The sequence below is a fragment of the Planctomicrobium aquicomposti genome (assembly GCF_051466325.1).
GTDB lineage: Bacteria > Planctomycetota > Planctomycetia > Planctomycetales > Planctomycetaceae > Planctomicrobium.
Genome location: NZ_CP195792.1, coordinates 642,032 through 662,931 on the forward strand (window position 1 = coordinate 642,032; position 20,900 = coordinate 662,931).

Consider the following 20,900-nt stretch of genomic DNA (forward strand, 5'->3'; position numbering starts at 1 on the left):
GCGTCAGTCAGGTTGAACAGTCACCACCGCGATGGAGACGGACCGCGTTCCAGACGATTTCGAAACCGGGAACACAAAAAACGCGGTCTCCCGCGGAGAGAATTGCAGCTGAAAGTTTGCCGATCGGGCAGTGGTTTCAGGAGGAAGTTTCTTTCCCCAGAATTTATTGCTCATTGGGCTGACCACGTCAGTCTGACTCACATTCAGACTGAGCAGAATCCGGTCCTGACCGACAGGGCTGACGCAGAGCGCCCCTCGAAGACCAATAAAACCCTCGGAGCGCGTGGACTTCGTGAGTTCCTCACGGACACCACCCTGAGCAAAGGGGGTTTCTTTCTTCGGGATGACTCGAACCGAAAGACGCTCCTCTTCCCGAAGCAGACTCACTTGGGCCAGACGCTGCAAAGCGGGCAGGGCTTGCTGCGTTGGATAATGTGCGGGGCCGGATCTGGTCCACTCATCTTCAGTGAATCCTGGCTCCGCCAATTCGCGACGGAGCTGAGGATTCTGCTCCAGACCATCGAGGTCCAGCTGCACCAGTCGGAGTTCGCAAGTATAGGATCTTGGAATTCCGAGCTGGCGTCGCAGTTGGTCCGCTTCAAACTCCAATTGGATCAGCCGTGCATGTTGAGCTTCCCAGTCCTCGGCTGTCGCCGGAACAACAGGAAGCAGTTCCAAGACGACTGCTTCCTGTGCCGTTGCCTGGGATAACCCGTTCAGAGATGCCACGAGAATCAGAATCCGCGTCAGACGCATCACGATCTCCGATTCGGAACAACTCTTTGATCCCGGACCTCAATTCGCCACGTCGTCCGGGATCGGTTCCAGCTTCACCTTATGTGACACGGGAGCAGCGGTGGTTCCTTCCGTGACGGTCAGCGCCATGAAGCGCTGCCACTTCTCGCCGTTGCGTTCAAACTCCGGGCTGAGCACGACCAGTGTCTTACCGGTGGGAATGGCCCGATCGATACTTCCAAACCCGGCCAGTCGAGCTTCAGCGCTGGCAGCTGCGGACTGAGTCGGGCTGGCGAACGTGACCTGCTGGGTCGGCACCGGCAGGGAATTACAGATGTTATAGGTCAGCTGCAGGTGGACCTGATCTTTCGTGAAGGGGGTAATGATCCCGTTCATGTCGCAGATGCAGTCGTTGGACAACCCGGTTTCGGAGGAACCGGAGACCTGAGCCACCTTCGGGGCACACGAAATCTGCACCCGGGCGAGCTGCCCGGCCGTGGTTGTCAGGCTCGGGGCACTCAGGATTTTCAGTGCGTAATGTGATTTCAGATTCTCGAGTTCCTGCTGGAATTCGGAGGGCTGGTACACCTTACCGTGAGCAAGTGGAGGCCACTTGACCCCTAATACGGAAAACGTCACCCCAGAGTCCACTGGCAGGTCAATTGTTCCGGAGGCCTTGTTTCCAAATCCAATGTATCCGTTCAATGTTTGAGAGTTCGGCGGCGTCGCCATAATCTCGCCCACTTTGGCTTCAAGGTGATACTGTGTCAGCAGGCCGGTCTGTTGCTCCAGTTCAGCAATCTCGCACTGCAGCTGCAGCAGCAGACGGCGTTTTTCCTGCAGATCCGTGAGGCGCTGCTCCTGCAGATCATCGAGCTTGCGCTGCAGGTTCGCGGCATCTTCTTCCAGGCCCGCCTCTTTGAGGTGCTCGATCGCCTGTCGCAGGTGCTCGCTCGAAGTGAGGGTGCTCGCCTTGGGGAGGGGAACCGGCGCAAAATCGAGCGGCTGGATTGATCCGCTGGCCGGTCTGGGCTCTGCAAGACGACTGGCTACGGGGGGGAGGGCAGCATCCTCAGCTGCCACACAAGTCCCCAGCAGAGCGAGGGTAAGCAACGACTTCGCCACAGATCGCAACATGACGGACCTCCTTGCCCGAGTAATAGCAGTGCCGGATGAACCGGGCAGAATACCCGCTTCCGGCAGAATCAGGCAACGGGAAGTTGGCCACCGACCGGACAGGCAATTCCTGAGGTGTTCCTCGCGGACGCGCTGCAGCCTTCAGCCGTAAGTGGCGCGACGGGTCAGCTCAGGTCTTTGTACGCGTCGTATGCCAGATAGCAGACGATCCCCGAGCAGATGATGAACATGATATCCATGACCATCGTCGACTTTCCGGAGAACGGCACTCCGGTGACAATGTCAGCAATGGCAGCGACAGCCACCAGGGCAGCCACAGCCATCGAGCCGATGATCACGCGTTTGGGCAGATCCTGCATGGAAGTCTCTATCGGAATGTCCCTGAACGACAACTTGGATCGCCGCAGCAGCTTGCGGCGGCCCGCGAGTGCAGGAGTATAAACGCCGGGATTGACCTCGGACCAGAGAAACCGCCCAGATTCAACTCACCCACCGGTTCGGCCGTCTGCGGGTGCAGTTGTACAGGTCGTGTGGCTCGTGTGCGATTCTCCGTGCACACACGTCCTGCGGATTCTCCGTTCTTGTTCTGCCTCAGTCCCTGGAGCGTCCTTCCGGCATTTCTGCCTGCTGTTCGACCCGCATCGCGGCCGGATCAACCCCTTCCCGCCGGGAGACCTCCGCGCGGGACAGAACCCCGGCTTCGATCAGTCGCACGTCGGCCATCCGCTCGCGGGGACGGTCCCGGTTCACCAGTGGAGGGAAGGTCCAGCTGGTCGTCACCCGGGAGAAGAAGTCGTCGGGCAGCAACCCGAGTTCCACAGCATCGCCCATAATGGAGCGCCAGAGCCGGGTGAATTCGTGAGCGAAGAATTGCTGCTCGCTCTGGAAATATTTGACCGCCGGACCTTCCGCGATCATGGTCGACGCGAAATTCGCATTCGAGGCATCGGCCGTGAGCATGAATTCGGGCAAACCTGCCCCGGCAGCGACGCTCAGCAACAGCATCCGCCCCAGCGAGACCGCATCCCCGAAATTGGTGTTCGGCTGCAGAAACTGAATGTCGGTGCCGTGATTGGTCGTGAGGATCGTGCCGGGGGCGAACCGTTCGCGTCGGGCCTCTCGTCCCGAACCCGATTGCCCCGCCTGATCGGCTACCGACTCGGCCATCTGCGGAGAACCCTGCACCTTCCGCCAGAGAACGACCGAGGATTGCAGCTTTCTCGCCAGCAGTTCGGTTTCGAGCCATTTCTCATAGCAGTCGAGCGAGTCCAGCACCGGAGCAAAGACCGAGATCCCCCGCTTCTCGTTCGAGTCAACGCCGATCCGGGTCTGCAGCATGACCTCCGCGGGAATTCGCTCTGCCCCCTGAGATCCCGACTGTTGTGGCACCACCAGATAGTACAGCGGCAACTCGGCATCCTGCGGATCGCAGACGATTCCCTGCGAGTGAGGAGCTTCTGTGCTGGGGGCAATTTGCTCTGGATCCACAAACCGAACCGCCGGCGGCCAGCTGTCACTCGGAAACTTGCGGACGAAGCATTCGCCGTCGCGCCAGGTGCGGCGGGCATGTTCACGAAAAGAATAGTGCCGACAGTTCGACGCGAGAAACGCTTGCCACAGCTGATCAGCCCGCTGCAGCAGTTCACTGTCTCCGGCGGCCGTCGCTGCGATCACCGTGTGATGATTGAGTTGCAGTCCCGGTCCGGTCACGTAGGCCTCCAGCAGCCGCAGCAGGTTGCTGGCGTGCGGATTCTGGCGGACCAGTCGCCGGGCCCGATCCCGGACGCTCGATTGCCCCTGTGTCGACAGCTGTCCTTTGGCGGTTCCGACCAGTTGCCAGTCTCCGGGGTCTTCTGAAACCGGACGTTGGGCCGACTCCTCTGTCAGCTCCAGCAGCCGTTCGTGGACCAGTCGCTGGTACCTGGCTTTCAACTGAACCGTCGCCCATTGGTCACGCAGATACTTGAACATGCTCGCGTCCCGATCCCCCGGAGGCCTGAGTGCGCGGAAATTCCGCTTCAAACTGCAGGGATGCGGTTGCGCAGGAAAGAGGGCCGTGAGACTTCGCAGTCCGGGATGAGCCGATCGCGAGCCCATGGAGGATTGCGGTCGATGGAACTGCCGGGAAATTGCCGATCAATTCATTTGCGACCTTGCTCAACCCGCCTCGGCTGTTCCAATAGAGAGTCTTGTCCGGTCAGCGAGCACGAAGAGTGAGAGGAGAGAACTGATGCAGAAGCGCGTGGATCTCGGCACACAGCAGTTGAATGTCTTTGACGCGGGATCGGGTGACCCGCTGCTGTTCGTGCACGGGTTTCCACTGAATCACCGGATGTGGCAGGCACAACTGAATGAGTTCTCCGCCACGCATCGGGTGCTGGCTCCCGACCTACGGGGCTTGGGCAAGAGTTCCGGATCGACCGGAATCACCACGATGGAGCAGTTCGCGGATGATCTCGCGCTTCTGCTGGATGCACTGGAAGTCCGCAAGCCGGTCACTCTCTGCGGGTTGTCGATGGGAGGATACATCGCCTGGCAGTTCTGGAGACGCCATGCGGAGCGGTTGGAACGACTGATCCAGTGCAACACCCGCGCCGCTGCGGATTCCGAAGCTGCCCGCACCGGCCGTCGGGAAACCGCGGCGCGCGTGCTGGCCGAAGGGGCCCGGGTCGTCGCCGATTCCATGCCTGCGAAGCTGTTCTCCAAAACCTTTCAGCAGCAATATCCGGAGCAGGTGGAAGAGACCCGTCAGATCATGCTCTCGAACCCGCCGCAGGGGATCGCGGCCGCCTTGCATGGCATGGCTGTCCGCGAAGATCTGACCTCCCGCTTACCGACGATCGACATCCCGACACTGGTCATCGCTGGAGCCGAGGATGAAATCATTCCCGCACGGGAAATGCAGACGATGGCTGCAGCCATGCCCAACGCCCGGTATCTCGAAGTCCCCTCCGCGGGGCATATGACTCCACTGGAAGCTCCAGCGCTCGTCAACGATGCCATCCGAGACTTCCTCGACAGCTGAGTGCCGGCGAGAGGGTTTTGACTCCTGAAGTCCCCTGTCGGCTGCTCGGCAGTGAAGCTTGAAACCGACGCCCGATTCCTGCGCGAAGAATGAATCCGGCGAACTGCGCCTCGTTACAGAATTCCCGAACCGAATTCATCGGTCCGAAGAGGAAGGTCCACAGCGGAGTGCGGTGGCTGACGGAAAGGATGAGGACCGAGATCCCAGCGGTGCTGGCGTCCCGGCGCCGCCGCTGAGGGGGCTTCTTCATCCCAGTGTTCGAGCTCGTCGGGGGTGGACTCGAACTCTCCGAAGTCATCGTAGCGACAGATATAGCCGGGCTGCTGCGCGAGCAGAATCTCTTCTTCAAACGCTTGCAACACCCGGTGCTGAATGGCGTCGCGACATTCGGAGTTAATGGGGTGTGCGATGTCGGCGTAGAGCTTGGCGCGACCATCGGCCGCCTTGGGGGAGCGGTTCTCTCCCAGCATGCGACCGCAGTTCGAACAGTAAGCGGCCCGCAGCTGATTCTTGTTACCGCACTGGCGGCAGCGATCGGTCAGCTTGCGGCTGGGCATGGCCACGAAAGGTCCTTTGCTTCCCCGGATGATCTTCAGGTCGCGGACCACGAATGCCTTGTCGATGGTGATGGAGCAGAAGCCCAGCAGGCGATCCTGGCCCCCCTCCATCAGCTTGATTCGAACCTCTGTGATTTCCATGACAATCCTCCTTGAGGCCAGCCCGGGAAACGAGTCGTTCGCTTCAAAATTGATCTCACTGTCGCAGTGCCGGCCGGTTGACCTGCACTTTCACATTCCTTCCGCTTTCAGACTCCCGTTGAAGCCAGATAGACCTGGCCGAGATTCCAGTGACGACAGCGGCCAGCCAGTGTTCGGGCCTGTCGCGATGAGTGGCAGATCAAAAAACAGGCGGAGCCGCTGCCGGTCATGCCACAACCGAGCGCGGGCAGTGTCTCCAGCTTCTGCAGCAGTGCATTCATTTCCGGGTTCAGGCTTCTGGCAGGTGAGGCCAGGTCGTTATCAGTGACCTGCGGCCAGGCTGTGGCGTCCGGTCGGGCCGCGGCCTCGACCACGGTCGCCAGATCGGTACGGCATTGCTGTCCGAACTGTTGCCACGCCTGAAACACGCGGGCTGTGGAGAGTCCTGAAGAGGGTTGAACGATGACGAAATTCAGGGGACGTCGCAGCTCGATCGGAACGATGGCTTCACCGCGACCGGTGCAGGCTGCAGCGACGGGTGAATCGAGAAAAAAGTTGACATCGCTTCCCAGTTGGGCTGCCAAGGCGTGCAGCTGTTGAGGAGTTCTCTCCAGATTCCAAAGTTGGTTGAGACCCACGAGTGTGGCGGCGGCGTCGCTCGATCCTCCTCCCATCCCGGCTTCCATCGGAATCCGCTTGGTCAGGTGAATGCTCGCTCCCTGGGAGTGTCCTGTCTGCCGGGCCAGCAGCTGGGCAGCGCGTACCACGAGATTCCGTTCATCGGTCGGGATCGTTGCTGGCGAAGCGAGAGCCGATGCGCACGTCAGCCGGATCGCCGCATCGACCGTCGGCGAAAACTTCAAGGTGTCATACAACCCGACGGAGACCATGAGCGTCTCCAGATCGTGGTAGCCATCGGGGCGACGGCCGACAACCTGCAGATAGAGATTCAGTTTGGCGGGGGTCCGGACGACCAAAGACGAACCCTGCCACGTGACGCGCATCCCTGTCCTCTTTGTTGCCGAGTTCTGTCATGCGACACCCGGTCTCTCTGGAACGGCAACGCCGTCGCAGAGACTTCCACTCTCCCCGATGGTACGGCGTGACGGGGAGGTGTCAATCAAATTCTCTGTCCGCAGCAGATCTGCCGCTGCATTTCAAAAGACCTGCCTGCAGAAAGCACAAGACACCGGGCAATTGCCGGTGTCGAAGCGGAAGTGGAACATCTCGAAGTCGAGCATCCTGTTCCCATGGCTTGTGCAACCCGGAAGCTGACGGTCAGGTCTCTTCCTGGCGTGTGGCGGTGTTTCCGTGACAAACCTGGCTGGATCGCCTGCTGTTCCGCCGCCAGAACAGGAAGCGTGTTGGAGATTTGTCTGGAGTTCCTGGACGTTTGTTTGTCCCGTTCTTCAGCACGCGGGAGTGTGCGTTTCGTCACACGCAATGCGTGCTGCGCGCGGGCCGGAAATTCCAGTCCGAATTTAGTAACGGGGCATCGGGGCAATGGCGGCGGTGGAGTAAGCACCAGCCGGCAGCACTCCGGGAGTGGGGATATTCGCTGATGTCGGTGCACCGAACGGCATCGCCGAAGCGGTTGAAACCGGCATCGCGGTGTTCATGGGCATGGCGCTGGTCATCGGCATGGCACCGGGAGCGTTGTACGCGACAGCAGTCGTAGTCGTTTCCATTGGAGCAGCAGCGGTGGCGCCAAACGGTGCGTAGGCAGTCGTCGACCCATTGAAATAAGCACCTGACGGATAGGTCGCCCCACAGGCTCCACCCGGACATCCCCCTCCATAAGGAGCGACAGGGGCAAAGCCGGCGCCGTAGCCTCCGCATGGACCGCACGGTGGCGGAGCACATTGACGCTGGTGACAGCAGCAGCCGCTGCCAGCGAGGAAAAATGCGCATGACAGCAATAAAGCAAACCGCTTCATGGGAACTTCCTTGATTGGAGAGAGAGTGATTCGGGGAGGGGCTGAAGTCTGCTGAATCGAGGACTTCAGGGGGTGGTCTGACAGGGATTCAATGGATGTGAAATCGAGGGGGCGGCTCGAGGTCCGCGTTGTGGGCGGGGAAATTAGAAGCGTTCGAAAAAACGGTCAAGACGACTTTTTAAAAAAGTCGCATTCCGCTCAAGTTTCGTTGGGTGGTTGCCGCACGGGTCAAGAAGTGGACCTCTGGTCAGTGTTTCTGCTTCGCCGGCTGTCATTGTGGGTGATTGTCGCGCATTCGCTACGACCTGCATTTTTGCAATTCCGGGAAGAATCCCTCCAGAGTCAAGTTTTGGTGAAGTGGGGAACAATTTTCCTGTGGGTTGCTGAAGACAATCGCTCCGATGCATGGGAAGAGGAATAAGGATTAGGTGTGTATTCCTGCGGGCCACATCGAAACAGGTACGCGAGTTGCATTTCCCGGGGAAGAGTCCGTGGATCACTCGAGAATTCACTTTCGGATGACGCCATGAATACGCAAACAGCAATTTCAGCACGGAAGGATCGACATCAACGGCCGACGGCGCGGCATCCCTATTCCTCCGCAGCGAAATCGACTCTTGTGAAACCCTCTGCAGCGGGCCCGTCCCCTCTGAACTTTGTTGTCGAGAGGCTTGGCCATCAGGAACTCCGGCGGCGGCTTTGGCACTTCGCGCCCGGGTTCGGGGCGATCATCGCCACCCAGATCCCGCGGTTGAATCCTGTTCCACTGCCAGAGATGGTGATGGCTGTCCTGCTGGCAATTGTCATCCCGGTCTATTGCGCTGCCCGCTGTCACGGCATGATCCGTCGACGCAGTGATGAAGACTCTACGCCGATCATCGGCTACGCCATTCCCATTACAGCGCTGTGCCTGCTGTTTCGTGGGCACCTCGAACTGGCCTTCACCACGACCGCGATCATTGCGTTCGGCGATGGGAGCGCCACGTTTGCCGGCCTGCTTCGGCAGGGGGATCGCATCCCGTGGAATCCCAGTAAGAGCTGGGCAGGGATGAATGCCTTTATCGTCGTCGGCACCATTATGGGCACACTAGTGTATGTGCTGTCGGCCCCGTCGGTGCCGGTGGCAACCGCACTGCTCTGCGTGATGCCCGCGGTGACCTTGTGTGCTGTTGTGGAGACTCTCCCGCTCCCCGTCAACGATAACATCTCAGTCAGCTGCACGGCCGCGCTGGCGATGATCGGGATGCAGACGCTGGCTGTCGGCTGGTAAGCCTGTCGGCGGCCGGTGCGGGTGTCAGGCGAAATACTGAACGGCGTTGCGGAAGATTTTGATGCCGTCCCCTTCACCCCGCAGGTTTCGTCGCGTCCACTGCGGATGTTGCGTGGCGAACAGGAACCGTTCCGGATGCGGCATCAGGCCCAGCACGCGGCCACTCGGATCTCCGAGTCCGGCGATATTGCCGACTGATCCGTTCGGGTTCATGGGACTGTCGAGCAGGTCGTTGGTCGGAACGACCTCCGGGGCACTGGTGTAGCGGGCAGCGATCTGATCCTGCCGGCGCCATTTCTCGAGCACTTCCGCATCCCGGACCACAATGCGTCCTTCAGCGTGTGCGATCGGGCATTCCAGTGACTCGATTCCCCTCAGAAAGACGTTGTTTTCCGAGCAGATTCGCAGCGTGACCCAGCGGTCCGTGTAACGTCCGTTGGCGTTCCAGGTCAGAGTGGCGTCAGGCTCGAGTCCTGCTTCCGGTCCCCACGTGGCCGCTCCACCCGGGAGAATTCCGGCCTTCAGCATCACCTGAAACCCGTTGCAGATCCCCAGCATCAGCGTGTCGCGCTGAAGAAAATTCCCCAGAGACTCGACCAGCTGGACCCGCAGCTGGTTGCCGAATACGACACCCGCCCCGACGTCATCTCCGTAGCTGAACCCTCCCGGGATGCAGAGTGCCTGATACTGATTCAGCAGTTCGGGTTGTTCCAGCAGGCGGAAAAGATGCACGCGGTCTGCCGTGGCGCCACACTGTTCGAAAGCGAAGGCTGTTTCGTGATCGCAATTCGTGCCCGGGGCACGGAGCACACAAACTCGGGGAGCCGCCATGACTACTGTCTATTCTCGCTAAATCCGTTGAATTTCTGGTCGATTCGTCCTCGCCAAAGGGAACAGGGGATTCCACGATTCAAATGGCCAGCCGTCGGGGGGACGAGATCGAGCAGGCTGCGCGGGCGAGGACAAACAGATTTCCAGAACTGACTCTACAGGGACAGGTGGTTGGAGGCAAATGGTGGAGCGAATTCCCCAGCGCTGTCGGCCCCCCTGCGAGTGGGAAATCCTTTCCCGCTTCCGGAAGCCCCCCGCAAACCGCAACTCTTGCGGTTCACGGCGGATGGATTCCTGTCGACCAGGGAACAAGAGCTTTCCGAATTGCCGCCGGTCGCCTAGAATCTCGTATGTCAAATCAACCTCAGCTGTCACCCGCAGTGGCACAGAATACTCCCATGAACTTCGACGACCGTCTCCGTAGAGCACTGGAACGTGGCGAAAAGACCCGTGATGCCCTGGGGCGCGCGGCGTTGGCGCGGGAACTCTCTGTGGAAGAACTGCGGGCCATGCACTCCAGCTACCGGCTGGATCTGTCCGACCACATTGAGGAATGCCTGCTGAAGCTCGTGGATCATGTCCCCGGCTTCAAGTATCAGAGCGTCGTCAGTGATGATGGTTGGGGGGGCCGCCTGCTGCGCGACGACCTGCATCTGACCCCGGGTCGACCGCCGGAATCGCGGCACAGCCGACTGGAAGTGCTGATCAGTCCGTTCAGCCCCAATGCCAGCATTCTGGAACTGGTGGTGAAGGGGACGGTCCGCAATCGGGAAGTCCTGAATCGCAAGCACTATCAGAAGCTGGTGGAGTTCGACCGCGACGCGTTCATGGAACTGATCGACCAGCGGGTGCTGGAATTCGCTGAACTGTACGCCGCCACGCATTGACGGTAGAACATGGGAACACTTCGCCCCGGAGTGCAGGATCTGTGCCGGCGGGGGCGAACCGATTGTTCCAGCACCCATGTGTTTCCATGCCCAAAGAGTCCGACCTCCAGCGCGTTCTGAATTCCGGAATCGTCTCCATCATCCGTGCTCCGGATGGGGCCCAGCTGGTCAAGGTTTCCGAGGCATTGCTGGCGGGGGGAATCGATGTCATTGAGGTGACATTCACCGTTCCCCGGGCGCTGGAGATCATCAGTCAGATCAGCAAAGAGCTGGGGAACAAGATTCTGCTCGGTGCGGGAACCGTACTGGATCCCGAAACGGCCCGCGCCGCGATTCTGGCCGGGGCCGAGTTCATCGTGACGCCGGTGGTCAACGTCGAGGTGATCAAGCTCTGCCAGCGGTACGGCAAGGTCTGTATGTCTGGTGCGTTCACCCCCACCGAGATTCTGACCGCCTGGGAAGCGGGAGCGGACATCGTCAAGGTGTTCCCTGCCGATATCGGAGGTCCGAACTACCTGAAGGCGGTGCATGGCCCTCTGCCGCAGGTCCGTCTGCTGCCGACCGGGGGAGTCGACCTGAACACGCTGGGAGATTTTGTGAAAGCGGGTGCCTGCGCCGTCGGGCTGGGGACCGCACTGGTTGAGAAAGAGGCGCTCGCCAAGGGAGACATGCAGCGCATTCAGTCTCGCGCGGAGGCGTTCGTCGCCAAGATGAAGGAAGCCCGGGCGAAGTAGGACCTCGGGATCACTGCTCGCACTGATCCTCGCCGGCCCGTGCCGTGGAAGGGCCGGCATCAGTCGTCCAGAAGCTCCTGCAGGACACGGGCGAACGCTCCGTGAGCTCCTTCGCTGAACAGCACCAGCCGCACCAGTTGCGGCTGTTCGTGTTCCTGCAGGAAGTCGACGATGGTGGTCAACGCCACTTCTGCTGCCCGGTCGAGAGGATATCCATAGGCTCCGGTACTGATTGCCGGAAACGCGATCGAGCGACATTCGAGCTCCGTCGCCAACTGCAGGCAGCGCTGATACGCCGAACGCAGCAGGTCCGGTTCCCCTTGCCGTCCTCCGCTCCAGATCGGTCCGACAGCATGGAAAACAAATCGTGCCGGCAGCAGTCCGGCTGATGTAGAGACCGCAGAACCGGTAGGGCATCCCTCGGGATAACGGGCCCGCAATTCCTCCAGCAGGGAAGGTCCGGCGGCACGGTGAATGGCACCGTCGACTCCTCCTCCGGGGATCAACTGGGCATTCGCGGCATTCACGATTGCATCGACAGTCTGGGCCGTGATCTCTCCGATCACGAGCTCCACCACGCAGTCATCCAGCATTCGACGCATGTCGACTCTCGAGCATGTTGTCTTTTGATTGCCTCGTCCTCGCCACGCGGACGTCAGCATTTCGCTAGCCGAAACGCCTGCTGCGCGAGGACTGGCAAGAGCGATCTGCCGCTGCGTCCAGTCGCACCACTGCGGGAAAACGGCAGGGACTCAAAAAAGAATCCCCGGGTTAACCCGGGGATTGCAAACCAGAGGGCTTACTTCTTGGTTTCTTCGTGCTTGTGATCGTCGTGGTGATCGTGAGCCAGTTCGGCGGTGACCGACTTGCCGGCAATCGTCAGGATGATTTCACCTTTGACGTCTTCGATGTCCTTGATGCTGTCGGGCAGCCCCGTCACGGTGAAGACAGAGGTCTTGCCGTCGGTTTCACCTTCCAGCGGAGCCGCCTTAAGGGCGTATTCCTTCTCTTCGGTGCCGGTGTGCAGGTGCAGCGCGGCTGTCGCGTCAGCCACCGGAACGGCGGTCTTGGCGTCCGCGCCGAGGATGTACAGCGTCAGGACCCGGTCCGTGCTGAAGGAGACTTCGCCGTGGTGTTCTCCCAGTTCAATGATATGACCACCGTGCGGGCCGTGGTCATGGTGATGGTCGTGGCCGGCAACCGCCTTGACTTCATCTTTGTCTGCGTCGGCTCCCAGCTGGTGAGTCGGAGCTTTCGGACAACCGCACATCAGGGTGACAGCCAGACACAGGGTCAGCGGGGATGCGAAACGAATCATCGTCTTCCTTTCAGCGGGATGCAAAACAATCAGATACGTGAGGTTTACGCGAATTTCAGCGCAGTCGCAACCACGGTGCCGCTGCAGGCGACCGGTTCCGGACACGGGCATTCACTTGAAACGGCGGTGGCGATTGGTGCCGGACACCGGAATTTACTGCTTTCCCTCTTCGCGTCGGGACCACCAGGGGAGGCTGACCCCGCCGTCCAGCAGGACGGTGCTGCCGGTCATGTAATCGCAGGCGTCCCCCATCATGAAGGCGACCATCTTGCCAATTTCTTCGGGCTGTCCGAGCCGTCCCAGAGGGATCGACTGGGCGCCTGCCTCGAGTTGTTCTTCCGTGAAGAACTTCCGCTCCCCGGGGGTGTCGATCCACCCCGGGTGCATGACGTTGACCCGAATGCGGTGCGCAGCCAGTTCAATCGCCGCCGTCCGGGACATGTGATCGATTGCAGCCTTTGCCATGTTGTAGGCCATCGCGTGAGGGATCGGGATGACCGCATGCGGAGAGCTGACCACCACAATCGAACCTCCGGTCCCCTGCCGGACGAGCTGTTGGGCGACCGCCCGCACCCCATAGAAGGCTCCCCACATACTGACGTCAATCGTCTTGCGGAAGCCGGCCATGTCAGCTGCGATCATCCGTTCGCGGTCGCTGTAGGCAGCATTGGAGACGAAGCCGTCGATGCCTCCCCACTCCTCCACGACTTTCTGCACCATCTGCTCGACGGCCTCTTGATCAGAGACATCTGCCTGCAGAATCAGAGCCCGTTGTCCCAGCGCGCGAATGGCGGCGGCGACCTCCTCAGCCTCTTCCGGATGCGAACGGAAGTTGACCGCCACGTCCCAGCCACTGCGGGCCAGTTCGAGTGCACAGCCGCGACCAATACCGCGCGATGCGCCGGTCACCAGAACTCGACGAGAACCAGTCGACATTTCTCTTCTCCCTGACAGATTTCAAATCAACATTGGCTGCGCGGGCACAGGCCAGAGCAACCTGCTCTAAGCCTGCCCAAGTTCTTCGATTCGGGCCGCCACTTCGTCGACATGTCCTTTGACTTTCACGTTGGGCCAGACCGCCAGCAACTTCCCGTCCTTGCCGATCAGAAAGGTGCTGCGCTGCAGTCCCATGTAGGTCTTGCCGTAGTTCTTTTTTTCCACCCAGACGCCGTACTTCTCGGCGACGGCATGATCTTCATCGGACAGCAATGGAAACGGCAGCGTGAACTTCTCGGCAAACTTTTCGTGAGACTTCAGGCTATCGGTACTGATCCCCAGCACGACCGTGTCGGCCTGCTGCAGTCGAGCGAGATTGTCGCGGAAATCACACGCTTCCTGCGTGCAGCCCGGGGTATTGTCGCGCGGGTAAAAGTACAGCACGACATTCGATTTTCCGGCGAAGTCGCTGAGCTTGATCTTCCCGCCAGGAATCGAAGGTAGCGTGAACGCGGGGGCTTTTTTTCCAACGACGGGGAGCGACATGAACGGCATCCTGAAATCATGTTCGAGACAGTTTTGCAGTTTAAAGCATTTTGTCTCGGGAGCTACCCTTCGCCATCACTTCACCCTGTAGGCTCCCATCGACCGCAACGGGAGCTGTGATCAGCCGATCCGGCTTCCAGGTTTCAAGCGAACTCAACGAATTGGAGGCGTGTCCACTTCTCCTCGGCGAGAAATGGCTGCGGCAATCCGTTCGAGATGAATCGATGACAGCCGTACCCCCATCGCGCGGGCGGTTTCCTGAATCTGCTCCGGACGTTTGGCTCCGCACAGCGCTGCCGTGATGCCCGGTTGCTGAATCGTCCAGGCGATCACCAGTTCCGCAATTGAGCATTCAGCTTCCGCCGCGATGGGTCGCAGCTCATCGAGAAAATCGTGTGTCTTGTCCCATGCTTCGCCCACGAATACCGGGTAGCGCTGCCGGCCGTCCCGTTCGTCCCAGACATGATCACGGGAAATCTTTCCCGCGAGGAACCCTTTCATGAGCGGCCAGTAGGCCACGAGCGAGACATTGTGCTCCAGACACCAGGGGATTTGCTCCCGCTCGATCTGCCTCTGCAGCATGTTGAAGGGTGACTGCACCACGCTGATCGGGCAGACGACGTGAAACGCGTTCAGTTGCTCCAGCGTCTGGAAGTTGGAAACGCCGGCGGCCCGGATTTGTCCCGCATCGAGCAATTCCCGCAGCGCGCCGGCCGATTCTGCCACCGGCACTTGCGGGTCAGGAGCGTGCAGATAGTACAGGTCAATCACCTCTCTCTTCAGGCGACGGGTCGATTCCGCGAACTCGCGAAAGATTGTTTCTGGCCGGGCATCGCGCGTCTGTTGGCGATCCGCGTCCCAGTGCAGGCCGCATTTGCTGGCAATGACGAGCCCCGCATCGCGGGAGGCAAAGGCTTCGCCGATCAGCGTTTCACTCTCCCCCTCATACCCGTAGATGTAGGCGGTATCGAAGAAGTTGATGCCCGCATCCACAGCCGCCCGCAGGGTTCGCAAGCTCTGCTCACGGGTCACGTTGATGCTGGTGACTCCGGCAATCGGCCAGCAGCCCATCGCCACCGGCGTCACCCGCAGCGCTGTTTGTCCCAACGGTCGTAACGGAAACTGGTTGGCGGACGATGTGCTCATGCGTGCGTTCTCTGGGAATCTCCATCCAGCTGCTTCAGTTGCAGCCGCTGTTTCTGGGCTGTACTCAGGAGTTGCTGCAGCTTCGCTGAGTCCCCTGAGAGCAGTCCCTGCCGGAATTCTTCCAGTGTGGAGATCAGGTCGGCAGTGAGTTCCGCCAGATGCTCAGCATTCATCGAGAAGATGGCCGTCCACAGGTCCGGGTCTCCCGCAGCAATCCGGGTCGTGTCACGAAAGCCAGTCGCTGCGAACGGGAAACAGCTTGGGTCGACCTGAGTCGCCACCGCCGCGGCAGCCAGATGCGGCAGATGGCTTGTGAGGGCCAGCATCCGATCGTGTGCGGAGGGGGACAGTTCCCGCACCTGCATTCCGACCGCTTCCCAGAAGGAGCGGACAAACTGCAGCTGTCGCGGATCGGTCGACTCGGTCGGTGTGATGACACAAAGCCGACCCTGATACAGATTGGGATCGGAGTGCTCGAAACCCCCCAGATGCGAACCGGCCAAAGGGTGCGAGCCCAGATAGCGATGACCTTCGGTCGTGCTGGAAACTGCGGCGACGATCGCCTCTTTCACACTGCCGGCATCGGTGACGATCGTTTTCGTGGAACCGCTTTGCAGAACCCGGAGGACATCGGTCGCGATCCGGTCGGGCGGGGTGCAGACCACCACGAGATCGACATCATCGAGATCAGCGGGATCGATCACTCCGCGATCAATGATTCCCATCCGGCTGGCGGCCTGCAGTCGCTCGGAACTTCGGCCAATGCCGATGACTTCACGTGCGAGTTGGCGCGTTTTGGCAGCGCTGGCCAGCGAGCCGCCGATCAGCCCGACTCCCACGATCGCCAGACGCTGCAGTTGAAAGGTGTTCCCGGTCATGGCCGGATTGTACTCCTGCGCTCTCCGGAAGTGGAACGCGCCGGCGAGCGGGATCACTCGTCGGCGCGTTGAATTCAAAATGGGGGAGGAGTTCACTCCCGGCCGGAGCGGGTCAGATGCCGCCCAGCGTGAGACCACCATCAACCGTCAGCACATGGCCGGTGATGTACGAGGCTTCATCACTGGCGAGAAAGGCGACCGCGTTGGCGATGTCTTCCGGCTTGCCGAGCCGACGGACAGCGATCCGCTTCTTGATTTCTCCTTCAGCGGCGTTGCGGACGCTTTCGGTCATGTCGGTTTCGATGAATCCGGGAGCGACGGCATTGACCGTGATATTGCGACGGCCGATTTCCGTGGCGAGGCAGCGGGTCAGACCCTGGATGCCCCCTTTACTCGCGGCGTAGTTCACCTGACCCTGATTGCCGAATTCGGCGGCGACGCTGGAGATATTGACGATGCGACCGTAGCGCTGCGACATCATTGGTCGCATGACGGCCTGCGAGAAGTTGTACACGCTTCCCAGGTTCGTGTTGATCACCGCCTGCCAGGCATCCGGCTCCATGACCGCCAGCAGACCGTCGCGAATGATGCCAGCGTTGTTGACCAGAATGTCGATCCGCTGCCACTTGGCCAGCACGTCGGCCACGATGCGATCGGCTTCCGCCTTGTTGGCCACGTCCCCCTGGATGGCCCACACTTCATGCCCTTTGGCGTTCAGATCGTTAGCGATCTGTTCGGCAGAGGCCTGACTCGATTTGTAAACGAAGGCGACTTTCGCTCCCCGCTGTGCCAGAGTTTCCACAATGGACTTGCCGATGCCGCGGCTGCCGCCTGTGACCAGTGCGATCCGTCCGTCGAGTTTCATGTCTGATTTCCTTGATTAAAAAAGCGCCAGCAGGGGCTGAAGCGGTTTGTTTGCGATCTGATCGGAGTTCGAGGGCCTCACGGTGTGCTCGTCGACCGAATTCGGCCCGTCGGGCAGTCGAATCAGCGATTCGCTTCGGACCACAGAACCGCGAAGATCTCTTTCATTTTTTCCGTCTGCTGCGAATCGGCGTTCGTCAACTGGGGATACTTCTCAATGACGTTGGACTGTTCCAGTGTCAGCCGGGCGGAGACGGTGGAAATCCCGTCGACTTCACCGGCCGCCTTGAAGGTCCACTCGCGGTCTCCCTTCTTGTGGACGCTCGAAGTGATCTTCAGCGTTTTGCCCGGAGAGACGAAATAGCTGAACTTGACCGCCTTCGCTTCCTTCAGCACGACGGTGCTGTACTGGAAGTTTTCGGTGGCCCGCATCAGCCAGGCACTGGTCTGAACCAGCGCTTCCACCAGCAGCACTCCGGGCATCACGGGGAACCCGGGAAAGTGGTCCTGAAGATATTCTTCGGCCAGCGACAGGTTTTTCACTGCGCTGATCGATTCCCCAGGCTGCAGTTCCGTGATTTTATCGAGAAGCAGAAAACGCATGTCATCGGGTATCTGGAACAGTTCAAATGCGGGCCGGCTGCGGATTCCGTTGGGCAGGCGAAGCCAGATCTGACCCGCACGTCGCCCGGCAGCACTTTCCTCGCGGGACTTCTGAAGGGCTGGAATATAGACCCGGCCCCCGCAAACCACAACCGCCGTGCCGCTTTCCGCCCCATTCCGCCCACGGTAGCAAAGGGCGGATGGAGTCGCATCTTCTGCTCCAGCCGTCACTTTCAGCGACTGGAGCAGTTCTGCGTCATGGGTTACTCGACGATCGTCGTCACCACGGAACCGTTCTGCTGAATCACAGAGAACGGAGCCGGCGTCGGCGTGTTGTCGAAGATCACGGTGAAGTTGGTGTTGTTGTCCGCCATGATGTCGTAGCTCTCTCCGCCAATCGGGGCGAAGATCGAGTCGATGAATTCCACGCGAGCCATCGGGTTATAGTTCAGGAAGGCGTTGAAGCTGTCGTTGGCTGAATTCCCGAGATCGGTGTTGACCAGCAGTCCGTCAAAGGAGGACGGAGTCGGTGCCACCTGATCGCCGATGGAGGTCAGCTGGAAGCCGTTGTTTCCGGCACTGCTGAAATCGATATCGCGGATTTCAAACGTCAGCGGCGAGGCACCGTCGAAGCCGTTGTAGTTGGTGAAGTTCAGATCCAGGCCGTTGTTCCCCGCTCCGGAGAAATCGGCCCGTGACCCACCCGGTCCGCTCAGCCCGAGGAAGAAGTCTCCCTCGCTGCCACCGGTGACACTGGCGTAGACCCCGTTGTTTCCGGCATTGGCGAAGGAGCCGAGATTCTGCAGGTTGACGGAAACCACGCTGTCGGTGGAAATGATGTGGATGCCGTCGTTACCGGCCCCCGAACCGGAGACATTGTCTCCTGTGACCGTCACGTCCGAACCGCTGACGGCGTTGATGTTGAGGGCATTCGTGCCGGCGTCGTCCAGGGCGACATTTCTCAGGTCTGCGACCAGATTTCCTGCATTGGCATTCAGGTTCAGACCGTGATTGCCCGCTCCCGTGGCGGAGGAGTCGATCAGGTTCAGGTTGGCCTCTGCCGTATTGACCGAGACCGACACGCCATTGTTGGTGGCATTGTCGAAGGTGGAGGTGTTGAACGTGCCGTTGAACGTGCCGTTCGAATTGACGCCGACCGCCAGGCCGTTGGCCCCGGCATCGTTGAAGCTGGAGCCGGTCGAATTGACAGTGACCGTCGCGCTGCTGGCGACACTGATCCCGGCAGCATCTCCGGCGACGGTATTGTCGAAGGTGCTGTTCACGAGGCTGGCGTTGACGACCGAACTCGTCTGGGCGTTGATGTTCAACGCACGGTCCTGTGCGTCATCGACCGACGTGTTCGTCAGGTTCAATGTCAGGTTGGCATTGGATGAAGTGAGCGCCTGCACGTTGTCATCCGCGGCACCGTCCAGATTGCTGTCGGTCAGGGCCACCAGTCCGGTCGCTCCCTGCAGATTGATCGACAGGTTATCCAGGGCGGAACCGGTTGCCGTCACGTTGGACCCGTTCAGGTTCACGCTGCCGCCGCTCTGGCCGACCACGCCGATATTCCGTGCGGTCAGGCCGACGGCATCGGTAAAGCTGCTGTCCGCCACGGTGGAATTGACGCTGCCACCATTGCGGGCTTCGAGCAGCAGGCCGACCTGATTTTCGGACGCATGCAGATGGCTGAGATTGGCGTTGATCAGGGAGTTGTTGGCAAACAGCTCCACCCCGTGCACTCCCCCTTCGATGAAGCTGGAGTTCTGGGCGGTGAGGTTCAGAGCGGGCTGATTCACGTTGCGAATCACGATTCCGCCGTCAGCTGTTGTCGTATTGTCGGCCCGGAAGTTGAAGCGGTTGATGGAACCGGTGCCGGTGGCATTCGTCAGCACGATCCCCCCGCCTGAACCGGTGGTCTGCACCGGTGTGATATCCGTGTTGATATCGCGGATGGTGAAGTTCTGGATGCCGTCGCCGCCGATCATATTCCCGTTCAGGGACGAGATCATATTCAGGCCGATGACCTGATTGTTGTTGGCGAGCGTAATGATGTCTCGACCCGCGTTGGCGGTGACGAACGGACTGCTGCCGGTTTGATCCCAGTCCGGGAGTGCCACCGGGCCAGGGCGATTCGCAGTCTGCAGCAGGAAGGGAACCCCTTCGCCCAGGACGATCTGGTTGTCGGACAGGGTCAGGCCGTCTCCGGCCTGCAACAGATTGGCCCGGGTGGTATCGCCCCGATGGACGAGAATGAAGTCAGTACCGCTGCCGGAGGCCAGTCCCAGGTTGTCGTACCGGTCTTCATCCGTTCCGGTTCCCCCGTCGCCGGCGGTGTTGTCGACATGCACGAAGGTGTACGCCAATCCGGTATTGGGATTGATGGCGAGTTCGTCGACCTGGTCGGTGTATTTCTGCGTCAGGATGCGGCTGCGTTTGCGGACCCGTTCATGCAGCTTGACGTCGAGATTCCGCCACCGCGGAGCAAACACAAACGGTCCGCCGGCCGTGCGGATTTCCGCGCCGAAGTTGACGGTCGTCCCGAAGGTGGAGTCGTTCTGCACCGACAGGTCGAAGATCGCGCAGGTCATGTCGACCATCGCGCGACCGGAGACGCCGCGGACTGCCTCCCCCTGATGGGCGTCGAAATAGTAGGCGCCGCCGTACAGTGACAGCCATTCGATCCCGGGAATGGGCGAGCCGACTTCGCCGTCGACTCCGGCCATCTGCTGTTCCACAACCTGCTGATTCAGGAAGTAGAGGTTGTTGTTGCGGAACTCGGAGTTGTTGGTGAGGATCGGACCGCCGACATTCTCCTTGTCGGTGTTGAACGGAATGTAGGCGTTGAAAGAACCACCCAGGTAGTTCGTGAACCATTCCGCGCCGATGCTGTACCGTTGGAAGGAACTGCCGTCGTTGGTGGTGTCCCACGTGAGGAAGTTGTTGATGCCGAGGGCGAAATTCGAATCACCGACCAGAGAGCGGTAGCCGAGTCCGATATCTCCGCCGACGTAGGCCTGTTCGTTGACCCACATTTCACCGTCGATGAAGTACAGGCTGTCCGGCCCGTAGATGTGCATCGGGACGAACGTTCCCAGAGAGAAATAGTCTCCCTGCACGCCGGGGCGTTTCCCCATGTCGCCGCGAGCCCACAGATAGCCGTCTCCGAACGCCATCGAGCCGGTGTAATCATTGGCCGCCGGCAGGGTCGCGTAACCCCCCTCTTCCGGGTAGAAGGTTTGAGCGGACGCCTGAATCGGTGTCAGCAGCAGGCTCAGCAATCCGACCTTGCAGGCTTTTCGCAACTTCATTGTCTGCCCCTCTGCAGCGAAACCGTAACCGGCACTTTCTGCCG

21 protein-coding genes are annotated in these 20,900 nt (G+C 60.2%); 4 read left to right on the forward strand and 17 right to left on the reverse strand.

Going from position 1 to position 20,900, the window contains the following annotated elements:
- Window positions 1-3: 3 nt before the first annotated feature.
- From SH664x_RS02425 to SH664x_RS02440, 4 genes are all read right to left on the reverse strand, one after another.
- Window positions 4-759, reverse strand: a complete 756-nt coding sequence (locus SH664x_RS02425) for a hypothetical protein (RefSeq protein WP_437204735.1) — start codon at window positions 757-759, stop codon at window positions 4-6.
- A gap of 36 nt (window positions 760-795) precedes the next feature.
- A complete protein-coding gene (locus tag SH664x_RS02430) occupies window positions 796-1,872 on the reverse strand; it encodes a hypothetical protein (RefSeq protein ID WP_437204736.1) in 1,077 nt (358 codons plus the stop codon).
- Window positions 1,873-2,036: 164 nt separating this feature from the next.
- Window positions 2,037-2,231 carry a hypothetical protein gene (locus SH664x_RS02435; protein ID WP_437204738.1) on the reverse strand — a complete coding sequence of 65 codons (195 nt, stop codon included), beginning with the start codon at window positions 2,229-2,231 and terminating at the stop codon, window positions 2,037-2,039.
- 232 nt (window positions 2,232-2,463) lie between these two features.
- A complete protein-coding gene (locus SH664x_RS02440) occupies window positions 2,464-3,843 on the reverse strand; it encodes a phage portal protein (protein WP_437204739.1) in 1,380 nt (459 codons plus the stop codon).
- A gap of 259 nt (window positions 3,844-4,102) precedes the next feature.
- Between SH664x_RS02440 and SH664x_RS02445 the strand changes: the two genes are divergently transcribed.
- Window positions 4,103-4,897, forward strand: coding sequence for an alpha/beta fold hydrolase (locus SH664x_RS02445; RefSeq protein ID WP_437204741.1), 795 nt, complete (start codon window positions 4,103-4,105; stop codon window positions 4,895-4,897).
- Window positions 4,898-5,010: 113 nt separating this feature from the next.
- Here the strand turns inward: SH664x_RS02445 and SH664x_RS02450 are convergent, their stop codons facing one another.
- The 3 genes from SH664x_RS02450 to SH664x_RS02460 all read right to left on the reverse strand — a co-directional run bounded on the left by SH664x_RS02450 (window position 5,011) and on the right by SH664x_RS02460 (window position 7,532).
- Window positions 5,011-5,595, reverse strand: a complete 585-nt coding sequence (locus SH664x_RS02450) for a septation protein SpoVG family protein (protein ID WP_437204742.1) — start codon at window positions 5,593-5,595, stop codon at window positions 5,011-5,013.
- Window positions 5,596-5,702: 107 nt separating this feature from the next.
- On the reverse strand, window positions 5,703-6,599 hold the full coding sequence (ispE, locus tag SH664x_RS02455) for a 4-(cytidine 5'-diphospho)-2-C-methyl-D-erythritol kinase (RefSeq protein WP_437204744.1): 897 nt from the start codon (window positions 6,597-6,599) through the stop codon (window positions 5,703-5,705).
- Between the two features lie 477 nt (window positions 6,600-7,076).
- Window positions 7,077-7,532, reverse strand: a complete 456-nt coding sequence (locus tag SH664x_RS02460) for a hypothetical protein (protein WP_437204745.1) — start codon at window positions 7,530-7,532, stop codon at window positions 7,077-7,079.
- A gap of 526 nt (window positions 7,533-8,058) precedes the next feature.
- Between SH664x_RS02460 and SH664x_RS02465 the strand changes: the two genes are divergently transcribed.
- Window positions 8,059-8,802 carry a hypothetical protein gene (locus tag SH664x_RS02465; RefSeq protein ID WP_437204746.1) on the forward strand — a complete coding sequence of 248 codons (744 nt, stop codon included), beginning with the start codon at window positions 8,059-8,061 and terminating at the stop codon, window positions 8,800-8,802.
- 24 nt (window positions 8,803-8,826) lie between these two features.
- On the opposite strand, the gene purQ is transcribed toward SH664x_RS02465, so the two are convergent.
- The gene (gene purQ / locus SH664x_RS02470; protein WP_437204748.1) at window positions 8,827-9,633 is read right to left on the reverse strand and encodes a phosphoribosylformylglycinamidine synthase I; all 807 of its coding nucleotides are present in this window, start codon (window positions 9,631-9,633) and stop codon (window positions 8,827-8,829) included.
- 350 nt (window positions 9,634-9,983) lie between these two features.
- Here purQ and SH664x_RS02475 point away from each other — a divergent pair, with 350 nt between their 5' ends.
- Window positions 9,984-10,520: a hypothetical protein gene (locus SH664x_RS02475; RefSeq protein ID WP_437204749.1), complete on the forward strand. Its 537-nt coding sequence runs from the start codon at window positions 9,984-9,986 to the stop codon at window positions 10,518-10,520.
- 86 nt (window positions 10,521-10,606) lie between these two features.
- Entirely contained in the window at window positions 10,607-11,254 is a 648-nt protein-coding gene (locus SH664x_RS02480; RefSeq protein WP_437204750.1) for a bifunctional 4-hydroxy-2-oxoglutarate aldolase/2-dehydro-3-deoxy-phosphogluconate aldolase, read from the forward strand.
- Between the two features lie 59 nt (window positions 11,255-11,313).
- Here the strand turns inward: SH664x_RS02480 and SH664x_RS02485 are convergent, their stop codons facing one another.
- From SH664x_RS02485 to SH664x_RS02525, 9 genes are all read right to left on the reverse strand, one after another.
- Entirely contained in the window at window positions 11,314-11,856 is a 543-nt protein-coding gene (locus SH664x_RS02485; protein ID WP_437204753.1) for an O-acetyl-ADP-ribose deacetylase, read from the reverse strand.
- A 197-nt stretch (window positions 11,857-12,053) separates the two neighbouring features.
- Complete coding sequence (locus SH664x_RS02490; RefSeq protein ID WP_437204755.1) at window positions 12,054-12,572, reverse strand: hypothetical protein; 519 nt, start codon at window positions 12,570-12,572, stop codon at window positions 12,054-12,056.
- Between the two features lie 153 nt (window positions 12,573-12,725).
- On the reverse strand, window positions 12,726-13,508 hold the full coding sequence (locus SH664x_RS02495; RefSeq protein WP_437204757.1) for an SDR family NAD(P)-dependent oxidoreductase: 783 nt from the start codon (window positions 13,506-13,508) through the stop codon (window positions 12,726-12,728).
- 66 nt (window positions 13,509-13,574) lie between these two features.
- On the reverse strand, window positions 13,575-14,054 hold the full coding sequence (bcp, locus tag SH664x_RS02500; protein WP_437204759.1) for a thioredoxin-dependent thiol peroxidase: 480 nt from the start codon (window positions 14,052-14,054) through the stop codon (window positions 13,575-13,577).
- Between the two features lie 153 nt (window positions 14,055-14,207).
- Complete coding sequence (locus tag SH664x_RS02505) at window positions 14,208-15,200, reverse strand: aldo/keto reductase (protein WP_437204761.1); 993 nt, start codon at window positions 15,198-15,200, stop codon at window positions 14,208-14,210.
- The gene (locus tag SH664x_RS02510) at window positions 15,197-16,078 is read right to left on the reverse strand and encodes a prephenate dehydrogenase (protein WP_437204762.1); all 882 of its coding nucleotides are present in this window, start codon (window positions 16,076-16,078) and stop codon (window positions 15,197-15,199) included. The genes SH664x_RS02505 and SH664x_RS02510 overlap by 4 nt, the downstream gene beginning before the upstream one ends.
- Window positions 16,079-16,190: 112 nt before the next feature.
- Window positions 16,191-16,943 (reverse strand): 3-oxoacyl-[acyl-carrier-protein] reductase, encoded by a 753-nt coding sequence (gene fabG / locus SH664x_RS02515; RefSeq protein ID WP_437204764.1) that lies wholly within the window; start codon window positions 16,941-16,943, stop codon window positions 16,191-16,193.
- Between the two features lie 122 nt (window positions 16,944-17,065).
- On the reverse strand, window positions 17,066-17,545 hold the full coding sequence (locus SH664x_RS02520; RefSeq protein WP_437204765.1) for a 3-hydroxyacyl-ACP dehydratase FabZ family protein: 480 nt from the start codon (window positions 17,543-17,545) through the stop codon (window positions 17,066-17,068).
- A gap of 263 nt (window positions 17,546-17,808) precedes the next feature.
- Window positions 17,809-20,856, reverse strand: coding sequence for an inverse autotransporter beta domain-containing protein (locus SH664x_RS02525; RefSeq protein WP_437204767.1), 3,048 nt, complete (start codon window positions 20,854-20,856; stop codon window positions 17,809-17,811).
- Window positions 20,857-20,900 lie beyond the last annotated feature (44 nt).

Bases quoted from the DNA above. Each gene is read 5' to 3' on its own strand.
- SH664x_RS02430 (WP_437204736.1), bottom strand. From the start codon at position 1,872: ATGTTGCGATCTGTGGCGAAGTCGTTGCTTACCCTCGCTCTGCTGGGG.
- SH664x_RS02480 (WP_437204750.1), top strand. From the start codon at position 10,607: ATGCCCAAAGAGTCCGACCTCCAGCGCGTTCTGAATTCCGGAATCGTC.
- SH664x_RS02440 (WP_437204739.1), bottom strand. From the start codon at position 3,843: ATGTTCAAGTATCTGCGTGACCAATGGGCGACGGTTCAGTTGAAAGCC.
- bcp (WP_437204759.1), bottom strand. From the start codon at position 14,054: ATGTCGCTCCCCGTCGTTGGAAAAAAAGCCCCCGCGTTCACGCTACCT.
- purQ (WP_437204748.1), bottom strand. From the start codon at position 9,633: ATGGCGGCTCCCCGAGTTTGTGTGCTCCGTGCCCCGGGCACGAATTGC.
- SH664x_RS02450 (WP_437204742.1), bottom strand. From the start codon at position 5,595: ATGGAAATCACAGAGGTTCGAATCAAGCTGATGGAGGGGGGCCAGGAT.
- SH664x_RS02475 (WP_437204749.1), top strand. From the start codon at position 9,984: ATGTCAAATCAACCTCAGCTGTCACCCGCAGTGGCACAGAATACTCCC.
- fabG (WP_437204764.1), bottom strand. From the start codon at position 16,943: ATGAAACTCGACGGACGGATCGCACTGGTCACAGGCGGCAGCCGCGGC.
- SH664x_RS02435 (WP_437204738.1), bottom strand. From the start codon at position 2,231: ATGCAGGATCTGCCCAAACGCGTGATCATCGGCTCGATGGCTGTGGCT.
- SH664x_RS02505 (WP_437204761.1), bottom strand. From the start codon at position 15,200: ATGAGCACATCGTCCGCCAACCAGTTTCCGTTACGACCGTTGGGACAA.
- SH664x_RS02445 (WP_437204741.1), top strand. From the start codon at position 4,103: ATGCAGAAGCGCGTGGATCTCGGCACACAGCAGTTGAATGTCTTTGAC.
- SH664x_RS02510 (WP_437204762.1), bottom strand. From the start codon at position 16,078: ATGACCGGGAACACCTTTCAACTGCAGCGTCTGGCGATCGTGGGAGTC.
- SH664x_RS02520 (WP_437204765.1), bottom strand. From the start codon at position 17,545: ATGCGTTTTCTGCTTCTCGATAAAATCACGGAACTGCAGCCTGGGGAA.
- SH664x_RS02465 (WP_437204746.1), top strand. From the start codon at position 8,059: ATGAATACGCAAACAGCAATTTCAGCACGGAAGGATCGACATCAACGG.
- ispE (WP_437204744.1), bottom strand. From the start codon at position 6,599: ATGCGCGTCACGTGGCAGGGTTCGTCTTTGGTCGTCCGGACCCCCGCC.
- SH664x_RS02495 (WP_437204757.1), bottom strand. From the start codon at position 13,508: ATGTCGACTGGTTCTCGTCGAGTTCTGGTGACCGGCGCATCGCGCGGT.
- SH664x_RS02485 (WP_437204753.1), bottom strand. From the start codon at position 11,856: ATGCGTCGAATGCTGGATGACTGCGTGGTGGAGCTCGTGATCGGAGAG.
- SH664x_RS02525 (WP_437204767.1), bottom strand. From the start codon at position 20,856: ATGAAGTTGCGAAAAGCCTGCAAGGTCGGATTGCTGAGCCTGCTGCTG.
- SH664x_RS02490 (WP_437204755.1), bottom strand. From the start codon at position 12,572: ATGATTCGTTTCGCATCCCCGCTGACCCTGTGTCTGGCTGTCACCCTG.
- SH664x_RS02460 (WP_437204745.1), bottom strand. From the start codon at position 7,532: ATGAAGCGGTTTGCTTTATTGCTGTCATGCGCATTTTTCCTCGCTGGC.